Raw genomic sequence first — 15277 nt, forward strand, 5'->3', positions numbered from 1 at the left:
TCTCACCAGGTCAGCTCCGAGGTGCCGATCAGGGAGAGGCGGGCCTGCGGGAGCGGGACATCCGGCCCCAGCGCGGGCAGCAGCGGGGTGCGGGCTCGGGGATCCGTGCTCCATGCGGCGATCCTCTCATCGGCGGTCTGCACCATGAGCGCCTCCGTGCGCCACCCGATGAGATCCGCGGGGGCCTCCGGCACGAGCTGGCCGCCGAAGGGTCCGTCGACGCCGCAGACCCGACGCACCCCGCGGGTCTGCAGCCCGAAGCAGCCGCGGGTGGAGATCCCGGGGCCCTGCTGCTCAAGGCGCAGGGCCGCCAGCGTGAGCCGCCACGGCCGCGGGGCCGTTCCGGGTTCGAGGACCTCGGCCACGCCCAGGGGTCGCCCGGCGCTCAGGCCCGCCCGGGCCACGTCGATCCATCCGCCCGGCTCCGGTGCGTCCTCCGGGGCCAGCACGAGCAGCGGATCGCCCTCCGCCTGCTCGGCCTGCGCCGGATCCAGGGATCCCTGCGGGCCCAGGCGCCGCACGCGCGCGGGAAGCGGGCTGCGCTGACCGGCGGCGTCCACCCACCCGCGCTGCGGATCCAGGACCGCGTGCACGCCGGCCCGCCGCAGGTCCAGCCAGCCCCGCTCTTCCGAGGGCTCCGGTCCGGCGGCCGCGAAGCTGGGGGTCAGCAGCAGGCCGTCCAGGTCCACGGTGTGCACGTGCGCGTCCGTGAGGGAGTCGGCCCCGGCTTCCTGCCCGACCCAGCGGATCCGGCCGTCCTGGACCAGCAGCGCGGTGGCGAAGGGATCGACCGGCGAGTACACGGAGCCGTTCCGGTAGATCACCGTCGCCGCGCTCCGATCGGCCGTTCGTATCTGCTGCTGCGCGCTCATCGCCGCTCCTCCTCGATCGGTTCCTCCCCGCGCGGTGCCTGCGCGCGGGGCTCCTGCGCCGCGGCCTCATCGGGGGTGCGCGCCTGCGGGTCCAGCTCGTGCAGCACGACGCCGCGGCGCACGCGGGCCGCGGCGGCCTCGCACAGGGTGCGCCAGTCGGGATCCTCTGCGCGGGCGTGTCCGAGCTGATCCAGCGCGTCGATGACCTGCTTCGCGGCGCGTACGAAGTCCCCGGCCGCCAGCCCGGAGTTCTCCAGGGACTGCGCGAGGCTGTCCCCCCGGGCCCAGCGGTGCATGGACCACATCAGCCCGACGTCCGGCGCGGGGGTCTCGGGCAGGCGGTGGTGCCGCTCGGCCTCGGTCAGCCGCTGCCAGAGCCGGCGCAGCTGGGCCATCCGCTCCCCCAGGCCCGCGGGATACCGGCCGAGGAACTCCGTGGCCTCGCGCTTGCCCTCATGCACGACGGCGGTCACGGCCGCGGCCAGGGCCGCCGGGTCCAGATCGTCGAAGACCCCGTCGCTCAGGGCAAGGCTGGTCAGTAGGTCCCGCTCCCCGTAGATCCGGCGCAGCGGCGCCGCCAGCGGGGTCAGTCTCAGCTCCTCGCGCTCGCCGCCGCGCTCGACGTAGCCGTAGTCGGTGAGCAGGTCGGTGATGCGCTGGAACCGGTGGGCGATGGTGCTCGTGCGGGAGTCGATCTCCCGGCGCAGGGCGTCGGTCTCCCGGCGCAGGCGCACCCACCGGTTGAACCAGCGGGCGTGCTCCTCGCGGTGGGAGCAGCCGTGGCACGGGTGGGACTCCACCGCGGTGCGCAGTCGATCGATCTCCTCCCGGCGGGTGTCCCGGGCCGGATCGAAGTCGGCCTCCCGCGCCCCGGAGATCGAGCGGGGCGGTTTGTGCTCGCGCAGGGCGGCGAACATGCGCGAGGCCATATCCCGGCGCTCCTGAGCGCTGCGGGGGGCGAAACCCTTGGGCATCTTGGCCCGGGAGACCGGGCGCACAGCACCCGCGAAGTCCTCCGGACGCAGCTGACGCAGCTGAGCGGCCTCGGTGACCACCCCCACCTGCACGTCCCGGGCCTCCTGAGGCCGGGCGATCACGACGGCGTGCCCGGCGTGCTTCCCATGGGGGACCTCGAGGATGTCCCCGGGCTGCAGCAGCCGCAGGTCGTCCGCGGCGACGGCCCGGCGGGCGAAGCGGCGGTCCCGGGTGGACTTCTTCTCCAGCTGATTCAACCTGTACTTCAGGTCCGCATATTCCGCGTAGTCCCCGAGGTGGCAGGTCATGGACTCCTCGTACCCGGCGAGGGCCTGCTCCTGGCGGCGGACCTTCGCGGCCTGGCTGACCACGGAGCGATCCGCCTGGAACTGGGCGAAGGAGGACTCCAGAATGGTCATCGTCCGCTCGACCCCGAAGCGATCCAGCAGGTTCACGGACATGTTGTACGTGGGCTTGAAGCTCGAGTAGAGGGGATAGGTTCGGCGGGAGGCCAGCCCGGCGATGGACTTGGCGTCCATCCCGTCGTTCCACAGCACCACGGCGTGGCCCTCGACGTCGATGCCGCGCCGCCCGGCCCGCCCGGTCAGCTGGGTGTACTCCCCCGGTGAGATGTCCACGTGGCGTTCGCCGTTGAACTTGGTGAGCTTCTCCAGCACGACGGAGCGGGCCGGCATGTTGATGCCCAGGGCCAGGGTCTCGGTCGCGAACACGGCCTTGACCAGCCCCTGGGAGAACAGCTGCTCCACGATCTCCTTGAACAGCGGGAGCATCCCCGCGTGGTGGGCGGCGATGCCGCGGGTCAGGCCCTCCCGCCAGGTGTCGTATCCCAGCACGCGCAGATCCTTCAGCGGCACCCCGACCGTGGCCTCCGCGAGGTAGGCCCGGATGAGCCGGGCCTGGCGGTCGTCGGTCAGGCGCAGATCGGCGTCGATGCACTGGCGCACGGCGTCGTCGCAGGCGGCTCGGGAGAAGATGAACACGATCGAGGGCAGCAGACCCTCCCGATCCATCTCCTGCAGCACCACCGGGCGCGGGGCCCGGCGGGTCCGCGGGGTGCGGGGTCGCTGCCCGCCGCGGCGCCCGCGCCGGGGACCTGTGCGGTGGGAGGTGGCCTGCAGCAGGTCCGGGTTGACCCTCACCTGGTCGGCCCCGCGATCGCGCACGATGTCCGCGGCCTGGGCGATCGTGGTGTCCCCGGAGAACAGGTCGAACAACCGCGAGCCGACCATGACGTGCTGCCACAGCGGCACGGGCCGGTGCTCGGAGACCACCACGCGTGTGGAGCCGCGCACGGCGTCCAGCCACTGCCCGAACTCCTCGGCGTTGGAGATGGTCGCGGACAGGGAGATGACGCTGACCGAGGCCGGCAGGTGGATGATGACCTCCTCCCACACGGCCCCGCGGAAGCGGTCGGCGAGGTAGTGCACCTCGTCCATGACCACGTAGCGCAGGCCCCGCAGCGTCGGGGCGCCGGCGTAGAGCATGTTGCGCAGCACCTCGGTGGTCATCACGAGGATCGGCGCCTCGGTGTTGACCGACACGTCCCCGGTGAGCAGGCCGACGCGGTCCGCGCCGTGCACCCGCACCAGGTCCTGGTACTTCTGGTTGCTCAGCGCCTTGATGGGGGTCGTGTAGAACGCCTTGGCGCCCTCGGCGCGGGCCAGATGCACCGCGAACTCGCCGACGACGGTCTTCCCGGCCCCGGTCGGCGCCGCCACGAGCACCCCTTCACCGTCCTCGACGGCGCGGCAGGCCTGCAGCTGGAAGTCATCCAGCTCGAAGTCCAGTCCGGCGGCGAAGCGCCCCAGCGGGGTCTTGGCGAAGGAGGAGCGGTCCCGGGCGGCGAGGTACTGGTCGGCGTAGCTGGGCATATACCCATCCTATCGGCGGAGCTGTGCGGCTCATCCGGGATTCGGCGGGCGGCGGACAGCCCCGAGACAGGTTCAGCGGCCCAGGGTGCGCAGCTGATCCTCCGGGGTGGCCGCATCCGATCCGACGCCGGCATCGTCCAGCGCGGCGGCGGCCCTGCGGTCCCGTCGTCGGTCCCCCCACAGGCACAGGCCGATGGCCAGGAAGAACAGGATCAGCAGCGGGGCCATGAGGTAGAACATGGTCAGCACGTCCGAGCCGGGAGCCGCGATCGCGGCGAGCAGGGCCACCAGCACCACGACCCAGCGCCAGGACTTCAGGATGGTGCGGCCCCGGATCAGCCCCATCATGTTCAGCCCCACCAGCACGACCGGCAGCACGAAGGCCACGCCGAAGGCCAGCAGCAGGCGCAGCACGAAGGCGATGTAGGTCTTGGCGTCGATGAAGTTGTCCCCGCCCTCCGGCGTGAAGATGGTCAGGGCGATGACCGCCGCCGGCATGCACAGCCACGCGATGACCACTCCGCCCAGGAACAGCAGGACGGAGCTGCAGAAGAACACCAGGGCGTAGGCCTTCTCCTTCCGGTGCAGAGCCGGCAGGATGTACGCCCACAGCTGGTAGAGCCACACCGGGGAGGCCAGGATGACGCCGATGGTCAGGGAGACCTGCACCATGAGGTCGAAGGGGGACCCGACCGCGGAGTAGTTGATGGAGATGTTGCGGGAGGGATCCTGCGCGATCTGGTGCAGGGGCGCCTGGATGGCCTGCATCGCCGGGTCGTAGAGGAAGAACCCTCCGACCATGCCGGCCAGGGTCGCGACGGCGGATTTGATCAGACGGTTGCGGAACTCCCTCAGGTGCTCGCGCAGCTCCATCTGGGCGCCGGGCGTGCGCTTGCGACGGCGCGGGCGGTCCGCCCTCTGGGTACGTGCCATGGCTCCCGGTCAGCTGCGGGTGGAATCCGAGCCGGTGCTGGTCTGCTCGGCGCGGGACTGGTCGGCCGCGGTGGAGCCTTCGCCGGAGGAGGCGGACCCGTCCTTGACGACCTCGCCGTTGACCACGGTGGTGGACTGGCCGGAAGCGGGTTTCTTGTCGTTGCGCATCTCGGAGACCTCCGACTTGAAGATGCGCATGGACTGGCCCAGGCTGCGGGCCATGCCGGGCAGCTTGGGCGCCCCGAACAGCAGCAGCAGGACCACGAGGAGGATGAGCAGGTGCGTGGGGCTGTGGAAGAGGTTACCCATGGTTGTTTCCTTTCTGTGCGCCGCGGCGCAGGTCATCCACGCGCTGCGGCTGGCCTCGGCGGTCACGACGGGCGATGCGGCGGGCGGCCAAGCGGTCCCGACGTGCCTCCCGCCCGGTCAGGTACTCCCGCCGCGCCTGATCCAACGGAACCAGGATACCGGGCACCGGGGTCCGGCGGATGTGACGTGCGACCGCCGCGGAGCCCTGCTCCCAGCGGCGGGTCATGTCCTCGCCGAGCTCGGAGACGGCTTCCAGCGCGGCCAGGGCTCGGCGTCCGGTGCGCAGCGTCAGGATCGCGAGCACGGCGAGGCCCGTCAGCGCGAGCACGGCCCAGAGCAGGACCCAGAACCACCACGGCATGGGCCCCAGTATACGCAGACGAGGGGCGCCGGGACCGCAGCGGCGAGCACCGGATACCCGCTTCCGGGGCGGCTCAGGTGGCGGGTGTGACGTCGGGGATCTGCTCCCAGGCCGCCATCTGCCCGCCGTGGCGGCGCAGGACCCGGCGCAGCTGGTCGGGATCGCGCACGGGGATGCGCCAGAGCCCGGCCCGGGCCAGGTCCGCCGGGGCGAGGACCTCGGCCTCACGGATCGCGCCCAGCTCCCGGGCCGCGTCGGCCTCGACGTCGGGGTGCACCCACAGCAGCATGCTCGCCTGCGCCGCTGCGCCCGTCCGCACCCGGGCCCGCGCTTCCTCCGGCTCCGTGGCCGGGAGATCCGGCTCCCCGGGCCGGCCGGGGCCGGCGTCGTGCACGCCGTGCACCGCGTCCAGCCGGTAGGTGCGCTCCTGATCCCGGGCGAGGTCTCGGGCCCGCAGGTACCAGATGCCTCGCCGGGATTCGACCGCCAGGGGCTGGAGCAGCCGCTCCCGCGGTCGGTCATCGCCCCGGGAGCGGTAATCCAGCCGGACCCGTCCCCCCGTGCGGGCGGCCTCCCGCAGGCGTCCGGCGAGCCGACTGAGGTCCTCCTCCAGACGCACGGACAGGGCCGGTACGGGGGCGGCCGCCTCGTCCGGGCGCGGCAGCGTGCGGGCGAGCATCAGGGCGAGCTCGCCGAGCTCGGCGTCGTGGTCGGGCAGCAGCTCGGCCAGCAGGCGGGTGCCCAGCAGCAGTCGCAGGGTCTGCTGGGGCCCCAGGCGCACCGGGCCGGCCAGGCGGGTGCTCAGGCTCAGGCGCACGTCGTCCTCGTGCGCTTCGACCCGCAGGTCGGCACCGTCCCCCACGGCGTCGCCCGCGTCGGCCAGGATCTCCAGGTCCTTCACGATCCTGCGGCGATCCACCCCGAACTCCTCGGCCAGCTGCGAGACCTCCGCCCCCGGGACCTCGGACAGGCGCACGATCAGATCAGCCAGGCGGGCGAACCGGGCGTAGCGGCTCTCCCGCTCCGGGCTGCGGCGGACCGGGCGGGTGCGTACCCGGCCCTCCGCCCGGGCCCGGCGGATCAGCTCGCGTCGGTCCTGCGCCGCGTCCACCAGATGTCGGGCCCGGGTTCGCACCGCCTCCAGGCCTCGTGTTCCCAGCTCCGGGGACTCCACGGTGACGGCGCCGTCGGCTTCGGCCAGGCAGCGAGCCAGCTCCAGCACGTCGAGGATCCGCACAGGAACCCCGTCCTCCGGTGTGATCGGGGTCTCCGGATCCGCCCGCAGCGCCAGGCCCTCCTCGATCCAGTCCCGCACCAGCGGAGCGAGGGCGGCCGGTGCGCGCAGCACGGCACGAGGCCCGGAGACCTCGGTGATGCCGTCCAGCACGGCCGACAGGTCCAGGTCCGTCGGGACGGACCGCCCCTGGGCGGGGGCCCTCCGCAGCTGGGCCATGCGCGAGAGCCGGAACAGCCGGGGCGCCCGCCGCTGCGGATCCCAGCCGTGGACGTACCAGTGCCCGAAGCGCTGGCCCAGGCCCCACGGGCGCATCCGTCGCTCCCGCCCGGTCAGTTCCAGGGCGCCGCGGTAGGTGAAGCGCAGGTCCTCGCCCAGCGCCAGGGCATCCAGCACCTGGTCCAGCCCCGGGGCGGAGCTCAGCCGCACCTCGAGGCGATCCAGGCGCGCCGTGGTCACCGGGTCTTCATCGGGGATGTCGGTCACCGGCCCGGACTCCGCGGGCCCGGGGAGCTCGGCCTCGGCCTCTCGGTCCGAAGCGGCCTCGGGGGTCAGCACCCGGAGGCGGCGCAGGGCCTGGTCGCCCTCGCGCACCAGCTCCGGTTCCTCCCACAGTCGGGAGGCGAGGCCCAGGAAGAGCCGCTGGCGTGCGCTGAGACTCAGCCGGGGCAGCCACAGCCCGTCCTGATCCAGGACGTAGGCCGGGCCATCGGCTCGGTGCACAGTGCGCAGGGGGAGACCGACGGCGCGCAGGGCCGCCTTGTCCCGCTCGAAGCTGCGCTCGAAGGCCTCCTCGCTCGGGGCCTGCCGGTAGTCCTGGATGGCCTCGCGGATCCTGGCTCGGTCCGCGGGAAGCTCCCGGGTGATCAGGAAGGCGTACAGGGCCAGCAGACGCTCGGAGACCCCGGCCGGCACGGTGCTGCTCATCGGCGCCGCCTCTGGCGCGCGGCGGATCTGTGCCCCACGACGGCGGTGCCGCTCAGCGGGCGTCGACCAGATCGACGACGAAGATCAGCGCCTCGTTCGGTCCGATCACCCCGCCGGCCCCGCGCTCACCGTAGGCCTGCTGCGCCGGGATCTCCAGGCGGCGGCGTCCGCCCACCCGCATCCCGAGCAGGCCCTGGTCCCACCCTTCGATGACCTGCCCGACGCCCACGGTGAATCGCAGCGGCTCCCCGCGGTTCCAGGAGGCGTCGAACTCCTCCCCGCCGGAGAAGGTGACGCCGACGTAGTGGCAGCTGACGGTGTCGCCGCGCTGCGCGGCCTGCCCGGCGCCTTCGATGAGGTCGGTGACCACCAGCTCGGTGGGCGCCGGGCCCTCGGGGAAGTCGATCTCGGGCTTGGTTCGATCCAGGGTGCGCTGGCCGAAGGACATGGGATGCTCCTTATCGTCGTCGGGGTGGGATGCTCACTTGCTCTCGGCCGAGGCCGAAGGAGCCGCCGAGGCGGGGGCCGAGGAGGCCTGTCCGGAGGGGCTCGGGGAGGGTGTGGTCTGCTTCGGGGTGGGCTGGGTGCCGAGGATGTCCACCACGAAGACCAGGGCCCCGCCCGGGTTCTTCGTGCCCTTGACCTCCTCGTCGGTGCCGTAGGCCTGGTCCGCCGGGACCACCAGCTCCACCCGATCCCCGACGTGCTTGCCCTTCAGCCCGTCCTTCCATCCGGCGATGACCTGGTCCAGGGCGAAGCTGGTCGGGTCCTTCGTCCAGTTGGAGTCGAACTGCTTGCCGTCGGACCACTTCACCCCGGCGTACTTCACGAACACGGTGTCCGTGGCCTTGACCTCCGTGCCGGAGCCGTTGATGAGGTTCTGGGCGGTCAGCTCGGTGGGCTGCTCGGTGTCCTTCGGGATCGTGATCTTCGGGCCGTCGTCCTCGATCTTCACGCTGGGCAGCCCGGAGGGCAGGTCCTTGACCTCATCGCCCTCGGCGTGGTCCAGGATCTTCTCGGACACGGTGTAGACCTCCAGCACGGAGGCGTCCTTCGAGCCGGTCTTCGCCTCATCCGGGGCCTGGGCGAAGGCGAAGGTCGTGCCGACCTTGGCGTTGACCAGCGCGTCGTAGAGCTCGGGCAGCTTGTCCTTCACGTCGTCGTTGAGCACGACGGTCATCGGCTGCTGGCTCTGGTAGGTGTCCTGCACCTCCTTGCCGTCCTCGCCGTTGTACAGCGCGGCGTTGACGATGACGGTGTCCCCCGGATCGACGTCGGCGCCGTCGCCTTCCTTGAGGACCTTGGTGGTCGCGTCGTCGACCTTGAACGGGGTCTGGAAGCTGACCTCGGGGGCCTTGTCCGCTCCCTTGTCCGTGTAGTCGATGGAGTCCATCGCGTGCTGGCCGCAGCCGGTCAGGGCCAGGGCCAGGATGGCCGCGGCGGCGGAGAGCTTGAGGGGTTTGCGCACTGGGATTCTTTCCTCGCTGACGGGATCGGTGGTCTTCGCGGTGCCTCACCGGTGGATGCGTGCCCGACTCTAGTACATGCGCCGGGGCGCACCCTGCGCCGGACTAGACCAGCGGGACGCCGGCCTGATCCTCGGGCGGGTCTGCCGGAGCCCGGCGACCCACCAGGGTGCGCACGGTCTCCTCGACGGCCGGGTCGCTGGCCGCGAAGGGATCCTGGCACACGTGGGAGAGGTCGGGACGCTGGTTGATCTTCAGGTGCACCCAGTCGACCGTGAAGTCCTGGCCGGCCTCGCGGGCGGCGCGGATGAATCCGCCGCGCACCCGGGCCCGGGTCCGCGGACCCTCGGCGATGGACTGGGCGATCTGCTCCTCCGTGACCCACCGCCGGGTCAGGCCCCGCCGCTGCAGGAGGTGGAACAGCCCCCGGGAGCGGTTGATGTCGTGGTAGGCCAGGTCCACCTGCGCCAGGCGCGGGTCGGCGGGATCCAGGCCGTGGCCCCGTGAGACCCGCTCCATCAGCCGGCGCTTGATGGCCCAGTCGATCTCCGTGTCGATCCCGGAGATGTCCTGGGTCTCGATCGCCTCCAGCGTGCGCTCCCACAGGTCCATCACGACGTCGGTCTCCGGGCGGTCCGAGCCCTGGGCATCGAGGAAGTCCGCGGCGGCCTCCAGGCAGATCCGCTGCAGCTGCAGCCCGCTGAGCCGGCGCCCGTCGGCCAGCTCCACCTCGGCGGCACCCGTGGGGTCGTGGGAGACCGCGCGCAGGGCCTGCCCGGGGTGGCGCAGCTGCAGATCCGGCAGGCCCACCCGGTGCTCGATCATCCGCAGCATCAGATCCGTCATGCCCGCCCGCGCCAGCAGGGTGGTCTCGGACATGTTGGAGTCCCCCACGATCACGTGCAGGCGCCGGTAGGCCGAGGGATCCGCGTGCGGCTCGTCCCGGGTGTTGATCAGGGGCCGGGAGCGGGTGGTCGCCGAGGAGGCCGCCTCCCAGACGTGGTCCGCGCGCTGGGAGAAGGAGTAGGACCCGCCCTCCCGGCCGGCCTGCACGGCGGCCGCGGAGCCCGGGGGATGCAGTCGGCCCGCGCCGACCACCAGCTGCCGGGTCACCAGGAACGGCACCAGGTGGCGCACCAGCCGTGGGAACTCCACGCGCCGGGAGATCAGGTAGTTCTCGTGCGAGCCGTAGGAGTTCCCGGCCGAGTCCACGTTGTTCTTGAACAGGTGCAGCCGGCCCGGACGGTCCCTCAGCGCCAGCGCGTCCTCGGCCTGCTCGGCGAGATCCTCGAAGATCCGCTCGCCGGCCTTGTCCTGACGGACCAGATCGGTCAGGCTCGCGCACTCGGCCGTCGCGTACTCCGGGTGGGAACCGACGTCGAGGTACAGCCGCGCGCCGTTGCCGAGGAACACGTTGGAGGACCGCCCCCACTCCACCACGGGCCGGAACAGCACGCGGGCGGCCTCCTCGGGAGCCAGCTGCCCCAGCCCGTCCGGGGCGAAGCGGAGGCCGAACTCGGTCTCGACGCCGAAGATCCTGCTGCGCATGGGGCCTACTGGCCGCCCTTCTGCACGAAGCCGCGCACGTAGTCCTCGGCGTTCTCCTCCAGGACGCTGTCGATCTCGTCGAGGATGTCATCGGATTCGCTCACCAGCTGCTGATCCACCGGGCGCGCGGCGCCCAGCAGCTCCTGGTCCGTCTCGGTACCGGTCTCGGTCTGCCGCTGCTGCGCGGCGTCGCGGAACTGCGCCATCTCGATCTGTCCTCTCCTCCGGGGTCGCGGGCCTGCTCAGCCCAGGGTCTGCATCCCGAGTCTACGCAGGGCCGCCACGGCGCTCGGTGAGGTCTCCAGCACGTGCTCGGTCTCGGCCCGGGTCCCGCGCAGCGGGTCATCAACGACCCAGCGGTGCACCCGATCGGTGTCCGGGTCGCGCAGCGCCAGCACCTCCCAGCCGGCCGAGTGCACCTGATCCGGCCAGAGGACGATCAGCCGACCCCGCAGCCACGCGCGGGTGTCCTCCGGGGGCGTGCGCACCGCCTCCTCGATCCGCTCCTGCGGCACCAGGGTGCGCATCCGACCCAGGGCGACCAGCTTGGCGTACAGGCTGCGCTCCGCGCGCAGATCCGCGTACTGCAGGTCCAGGGCCTGCACCTTCGGGTGCCCGACGTCGATGCCGCGCTGGGCGTAACCGCGGATCAGGGCGTACTTGGCGACCCAGTCCAGGCGATCCGCCTGGCTCAGCGGATCCCGCGCGAGCCCATCCAGCACCTCGAACCAGATCCGGAAGATCTCCTCGTCCCGCGGCTGCAGAGCGCCCAGGGCCTCCGCGCGCTCGCGGGAGGCCTCTGCGTAGATCCGCTGGATCTCCAGACCCGTCAGGCGCCGCCCGTCGGTCAGCTCCACGCGGGTGGTCAGCGAGGGGTCCCGGGAGATGAGCTGCATGGCATGCACGGGGGCGGCCAGCTCCAGGGCCGGGGCTGCGTCGTGCTCGATGAGGGTGAGCACGGCCGCGGTGGAGGCGAACTTCAGCAGCGTGGAGGTGTGGGAGAGGGTGGCGTCCCCGGGGATCACGTGCAGGCGCCGCCACCGGGCGGCATCGGCGTGGGGCTCGTCCCGGGTGTTGACCAGGGGACGCCGGATGGTGGTCTCCAGGCCGATGGTGCGCTCGAAGAAGTCCGCGCGCTGGCTGATCTGGAAGCCGGGGCGCACGCCCTGCGCCCCGAGTCCGGCCCGCCCGGCCCCGGCCAGGACGGGGCGGGTGGCCAGGAAGGGGATCATGACCGCGGCGATGCGGGAGAAGTCGATGCGGCGGGGCACGAGGTAGTTCTCGTGGTAGCCGTAGGACACAGCTTTGTTGTCCGTGTTGTTCTTGTGCAGCACCACCGGATCCGGCCAGGAGGCGCCGTAGCGGGCGGGCACCGCCTGGGCCGCCCGGCCGGCGATGAGGTCTCCGGCGGCGTCGCGCACCAGCGCCTCCCACGGGTGGGTGGTCTCCGGGGCGGAGTACTCCGGGTGGGCGTGATCCACGTAGAAGCGCGCGCCGTCCGGCAGCACGCGGTTCATCGCGGCCCGCTCCCAGAACCGCGGATCCGCGGCCTGCGGGGAATCGGCGATCAGCTCCCGGGCCACGTCCTGGCTGGTGAGCACCCGGCTGCGGTGGGTCAGCTGGCTCGGGTGGGCCTGCTCCTCCTCCATCCGCCCGCCGCGGGCATCGCGCAGCGGCGTCTCCCCGGCGTAGTCCCAGCCCGCGTCCCGGGCCGCATCCGGGTAGGAGTCGACGACCAGCGCGGACAGGATGGTCTCGTGGGCGCCGGGGCGCGTCGGGCAGCTGACCCCGAACTCGGTCTCGGAGCCCATGGGCCGGGTGAAGATCACGAGCGCCCCTCCCCCGACGCCGCCGCGGGCCGCTCCAGCCCCTGCAGGGCCACGGAGTGCCCGAGGCTCTTGAGCCAGTCCTCCACATCCGCCCGGGAGGCGGCGTCGCGCTGCTGGGCGAACTCCTCGGCCGCGCTGCGCACCAGGTGCCGGGTGGCCAGGCCCTTCTCCCCGGTCTCCAGGTACTCCTTGATCGCGTGCTTCTTGGCCCGATCCACGACGTTGCGCAGCAGCGCCCCGGAGACGAAATCCCCCCAGTGCGCCGGGATCCGGTGGCCGTCGGCGAGGATCGCGTCCAGGTACCGGTGCCGCTCGTCCCGGGCGAAGATCTCCTCGGCGGTGGTCTCGATCATCGCCGCGACGGCGGCCGCCCGGTCCCCGCCGTGGGCGCGCACCTCCTGCGCGTCCAGTGGCAGCTCGGTGGTCACGTAGAGTCCGAGGATCTGGGCCGAGCCCTCCCGGTCCGGGCGGTCCACCCGCACCTTCACGTCCAGGCGGCCGGGGCGCAGCACGGCCGGATCGATCATGTCCTCCCGGTTGGTGGCCCCGATGACGATGACGTTATCCAGCGCCTCGACGCCGTCGATCTCGGCGAGCAGCTGCGGGACGATGGTGGTCTCCACGTCCGAGGAGCGCCCGGCCCCTCGGGTGCGGAACAGGGACTCCATCTCGTCGAAGAAGATCACCACGGGGCTGCCGGCGTCGGCCTTGTCCCGGGCGCGGGAGAAGATCGCCCGGATCTGGCGCTCGGTCTCTCCCACGAACTTGTCCAGCAGCTCCGGGCCCTTGACGTTGAGGAAATACCCCCGCACATCGGCCCCGCCGGCGGCGGCCTCCATCCGCTGGGCCAGGGAGCGGGCCACGGCCTTGGCGATCAGGGTCTTGCCGTTGCCGGGCGGGCCGTAGAGCAGGATCCCCTTGGGGGCCTTCAGATGGTGCTCGCGGTACAGCTCGGGATGCAGGAACGGCAACTCGACGGCGTCGCGGATCTGCTCGATCTGCGCGGAGAGCCCCCCGATGTCCGCGAAGGTCGTCTCCGGGGTCTCCTCCAGGACCAGCTCCTCGGCCTCGGTCTTGGGCACGGTGCACAGGGCCAGGCCCGCCGCCGGATCCCAGGCCACCGCGTCGCCGATGCCCAGCGGGACCTCGGCCAGCAGCCCGGATCGACGGGCCACGGCCTGGGTGGACTGTCCGGTGCCCACCACGAGGCGGTCCTCGTCCAGGATCTCCCGGACTGTGGCGATCTCCCCGGAGAGCCGGTAGCCGAGGTTCGCGCAGGCCCCCGCGGACTCGGTGAGCAGCACGACCATCCCGGGGCGCAGCTGCTCCGGGTCCAGCAGGAGGCTGACCGGCACCCGCATCCGGCGCCCGCCCAGCAGCACGTCCAGGCTGGCCTGGGTCAGGATCGCCGGGGTCTCGGCCTCCTGGGTCAGCGCCCCCGCGCGCACCGGCGGGTTCACCCGCAGCACCAGCGCCTCGTTCATCGGGGCCTCGAGCTCCTGGGCCAGGGCCTGGCGCAGCCGGCGGATGTCGTCCTGGGCGGTGCGCAGGGTTCCGGTGAGCCGCTCGTTGCGGGCCATGGCCTCGCGCAGGGCGCGGTCCAGGCTCAGCCGCTGCTGGCGCAGTCCTGCGGCCTCGCGACGCAGCCGCTCGCGCTCTCGGTCGGCGGGGGGATTCTCGGCGGTGGACATGCCTCTCAGCATCTCACCACCGGGCGCACCGGGCCGAATCCGTTGCGCCGGGATGCGGCTAGTCCTCGTCCGCCTCTCCGGCGGCGTGGCGGGCCAGGGAGCGGGCATCGCGGGCGGCCCGACGCAGCTTCCGGTCCGAGACCGCCCGCTCCCCCAGGGCCTGCGGGGTCCAGGCCTCCAGGTCCTCCGCGGTGTAGTCGGTCTTGGAGGCCCGCCGCTTCGGAGCCAGGCGCTGCTCGCCGTCGGCCAGGCGCCGGGCGCTGATGAGGAAGCCGGTGTGCGCGACCATCCGGTGGTCCGGGCGCACCGCCAGCCCCTCCACATGCCAGCCCCGGACCATGGTCTCGAAGGACTCCGGCTCGGTGAAGCGGCCATCGGCGCGCATCGCCTCCGCGGTGCGCGAGAGCTGGGTGACGGTCGCGACGTAGCAGATCAGCACCCCGCCCGGGGCCAGGGCCGTGGCGACGGCGTCCAGGCACTCCCAGGGGGCCAGCATGTCCAACACGGCCCGATCCACGGTCCCGGGCTGCTCGTGCTCCCCGAGGGCCTCGGCGAGGTCCCCGAGAGTCAGCTCCCAGGCCGGGTGGGGCCCGCCGAACATCGTCTCAACGTTGCCTCGGGCGATCTCGGCGAACTCCTCGCGCCGCTCGAAGGAGCGCAGGTGCCCGGCCTCCCCGACCGCGCGCAGCAGCGAGATGCTCAGGGCCCCGGAGCCGACCCCGGCCTCGATGACCCGGGCCCCGGGGAAGATGTCCGCCATGGTGATGATCTGCCCGGCGTCCTTGGGGTAGACCACCGCGGCCCCGCGCGGCATGGACAGCACGAAGTCCTTCAGCAGCGGACGCAGCGCCTGGTACCGGAAGCCCGCGGAGTTCTCCACGACGATGCCCTCGGGCCGCCCGATCAGCTGCTCGTGGTGCAGCACGCCGCGGTGGGTGTGGAACTGCCCATCCTCGACCAGGGTGATGGTGCTCATCCTGCCCCGCTCGTCGGTGAGCTGCACCCGCTCCCCCGGGCGCAGCGGGCCTCGGCGGCGCGCCGCCCCCACCGGCTCGGCGGGGGCAGCCGGGCCCTTCCGCGCCTCGTCCGCAGCGTCGGCCGGGTGCGTGGGATTCTCGGGGCTGGGGGTCATGGGCGGGGCACCTGCTCCTGGTCGGGGTCAGCTCTCCCCGGAGCACGAGCTCCGGGCAGCTGCCAGTATCTCATGCGCCGCGGGAGCGGGAGCCGGCGGCCAGGGCCC

At 72.6% G+C, this 15277-nt stretch carries 13 protein-coding genes; all 13 read right to left on the reverse strand.

What is annotated here, in order from left to right:
* Nucleotides 1-2: 2 nt before the first annotated feature.
* The 13 genes from I6G21_RS09240 to I6G21_RS09300 all read right to left on the reverse strand — a co-directional run bounded on the left by I6G21_RS09240 (nt 3) and on the right by I6G21_RS09300 (nt 15169).
* Nucleotides 3-872, reverse strand: a complete 870-nt coding sequence (locus I6G21_RS09240; protein WP_129357503.1) for a hypothetical protein — start codon at nt 870-872, stop codon at nt 3-5.
* Nucleotides 869-3739 carry a DEAD/DEAH box helicase gene (locus tag I6G21_RS09245; protein WP_081046183.1) on the reverse strand — a complete coding sequence of 957 codons (2871 nt, stop codon included), beginning with the start codon at nt 3737-3739 and terminating at the stop codon, nt 869-871. Before I6G21_RS09245 ends, I6G21_RS09240 begins: the two co-directional genes overlap by 4 nt.
* A 72-nt stretch (nt 3740-3811) precedes the next feature.
* Nucleotides 3812-4672, reverse strand: coding sequence for a twin-arginine translocase subunit TatC (gene tatC, locus I6G21_RS09250; protein WP_224799497.1), 861 nt, complete (start codon nt 4670-4672; stop codon nt 3812-3814).
* A 9-nt stretch (nt 4673-4681) separates the two neighbouring features.
* Complete coding sequence (tatA, locus tag I6G21_RS09255; RefSeq protein WP_058730876.1) at nt 4682-4981, reverse strand: Sec-independent protein translocase subunit TatA; 300 nt, start codon at nt 4979-4981, stop codon at nt 4682-4684.
* On the reverse strand, nt 4974-5342 hold the full coding sequence (locus tag I6G21_RS09260; RefSeq protein WP_058730877.1) for a hypothetical protein: 369 nt from the start codon (nt 5340-5342) through the stop codon (nt 4974-4976). Before I6G21_RS09260 ends, tatA begins: the two co-directional genes overlap by 8 nt.
* 73 nt (nt 5343-5415) lie before the next feature.
* Nucleotides 5416-7503 (reverse strand): helix-turn-helix transcriptional regulator, encoded by a 2088-nt coding sequence (locus I6G21_RS09265; protein WP_058730878.1) that lies wholly within the window; start codon nt 7501-7503, stop codon nt 5416-5418.
* Nucleotides 7504-7555: 52 nt separating this feature from the next.
* A complete protein-coding gene (locus tag I6G21_RS09270) occupies nt 7556-7951 on the reverse strand; it encodes an FKBP-type peptidyl-prolyl cis-trans isomerase (protein WP_058730879.1) in 396 nt (131 codons plus the stop codon).
* Nucleotides 7952-7984: 33 nt separating this feature from the next.
* Nucleotides 7985-8971 (reverse strand): FKBP-type peptidyl-prolyl cis-trans isomerase, encoded by a 987-nt coding sequence (locus tag I6G21_RS09275; protein WP_058743676.1) that lies wholly within the window; start codon nt 8969-8971, stop codon nt 7985-7987.
* A 103-nt stretch (nt 8972-9074) separates the two neighbouring features.
* The gene (gene pafA / locus I6G21_RS09280) at nt 9075-10517 is read right to left on the reverse strand and encodes a Pup--protein ligase (protein ID WP_058731721.1); all 1443 of its coding nucleotides are present in this window, start codon (nt 10515-10517) and stop codon (nt 9075-9077) included.
* A 5-nt stretch (nt 10518-10522) separates the two neighbouring features.
* On the reverse strand, nt 10523-10723 hold the full coding sequence (locus I6G21_RS09285; RefSeq protein WP_058731722.1) for a ubiquitin-like protein Pup: 201 nt from the start codon (nt 10721-10723) through the stop codon (nt 10523-10525).
* A 36-nt stretch (nt 10724-10759) separates the two neighbouring features.
* Nucleotides 10760-12346, reverse strand: a complete 1587-nt coding sequence (gene dop / locus I6G21_RS09290) for a depupylase/deamidase Dop (RefSeq protein WP_232238440.1) — start codon at nt 12344-12346, stop codon at nt 10760-10762.
* Complete coding sequence (gene arc, locus I6G21_RS09295) at nt 12343-14037, reverse strand: proteasome ATPase (RefSeq protein ID WP_058731723.1); 1695 nt, start codon at nt 14035-14037, stop codon at nt 12343-12345. The genes dop and arc overlap by 4 nt, the downstream gene beginning before the upstream one ends.
* A gap of 58 nt (nt 14038-14095) precedes the next feature.
* Nucleotides 14096-15169, reverse strand: coding sequence for a tRNA (adenine-N1)-methyltransferase (locus I6G21_RS09300; RefSeq protein WP_081046162.1), 1074 nt, complete (start codon nt 15167-15169; stop codon nt 14096-14098).
* Between the last annotated feature and the right edge of the window lie 108 nt (nt 15170-15277).

This window comes from Rothia kristinae (assembly GCF_016028855.1).
Lineage (GTDB): Bacteria > Actinomycetota > Actinomycetes > Actinomycetales > Micrococcaceae > Rothia > Rothia kristinae.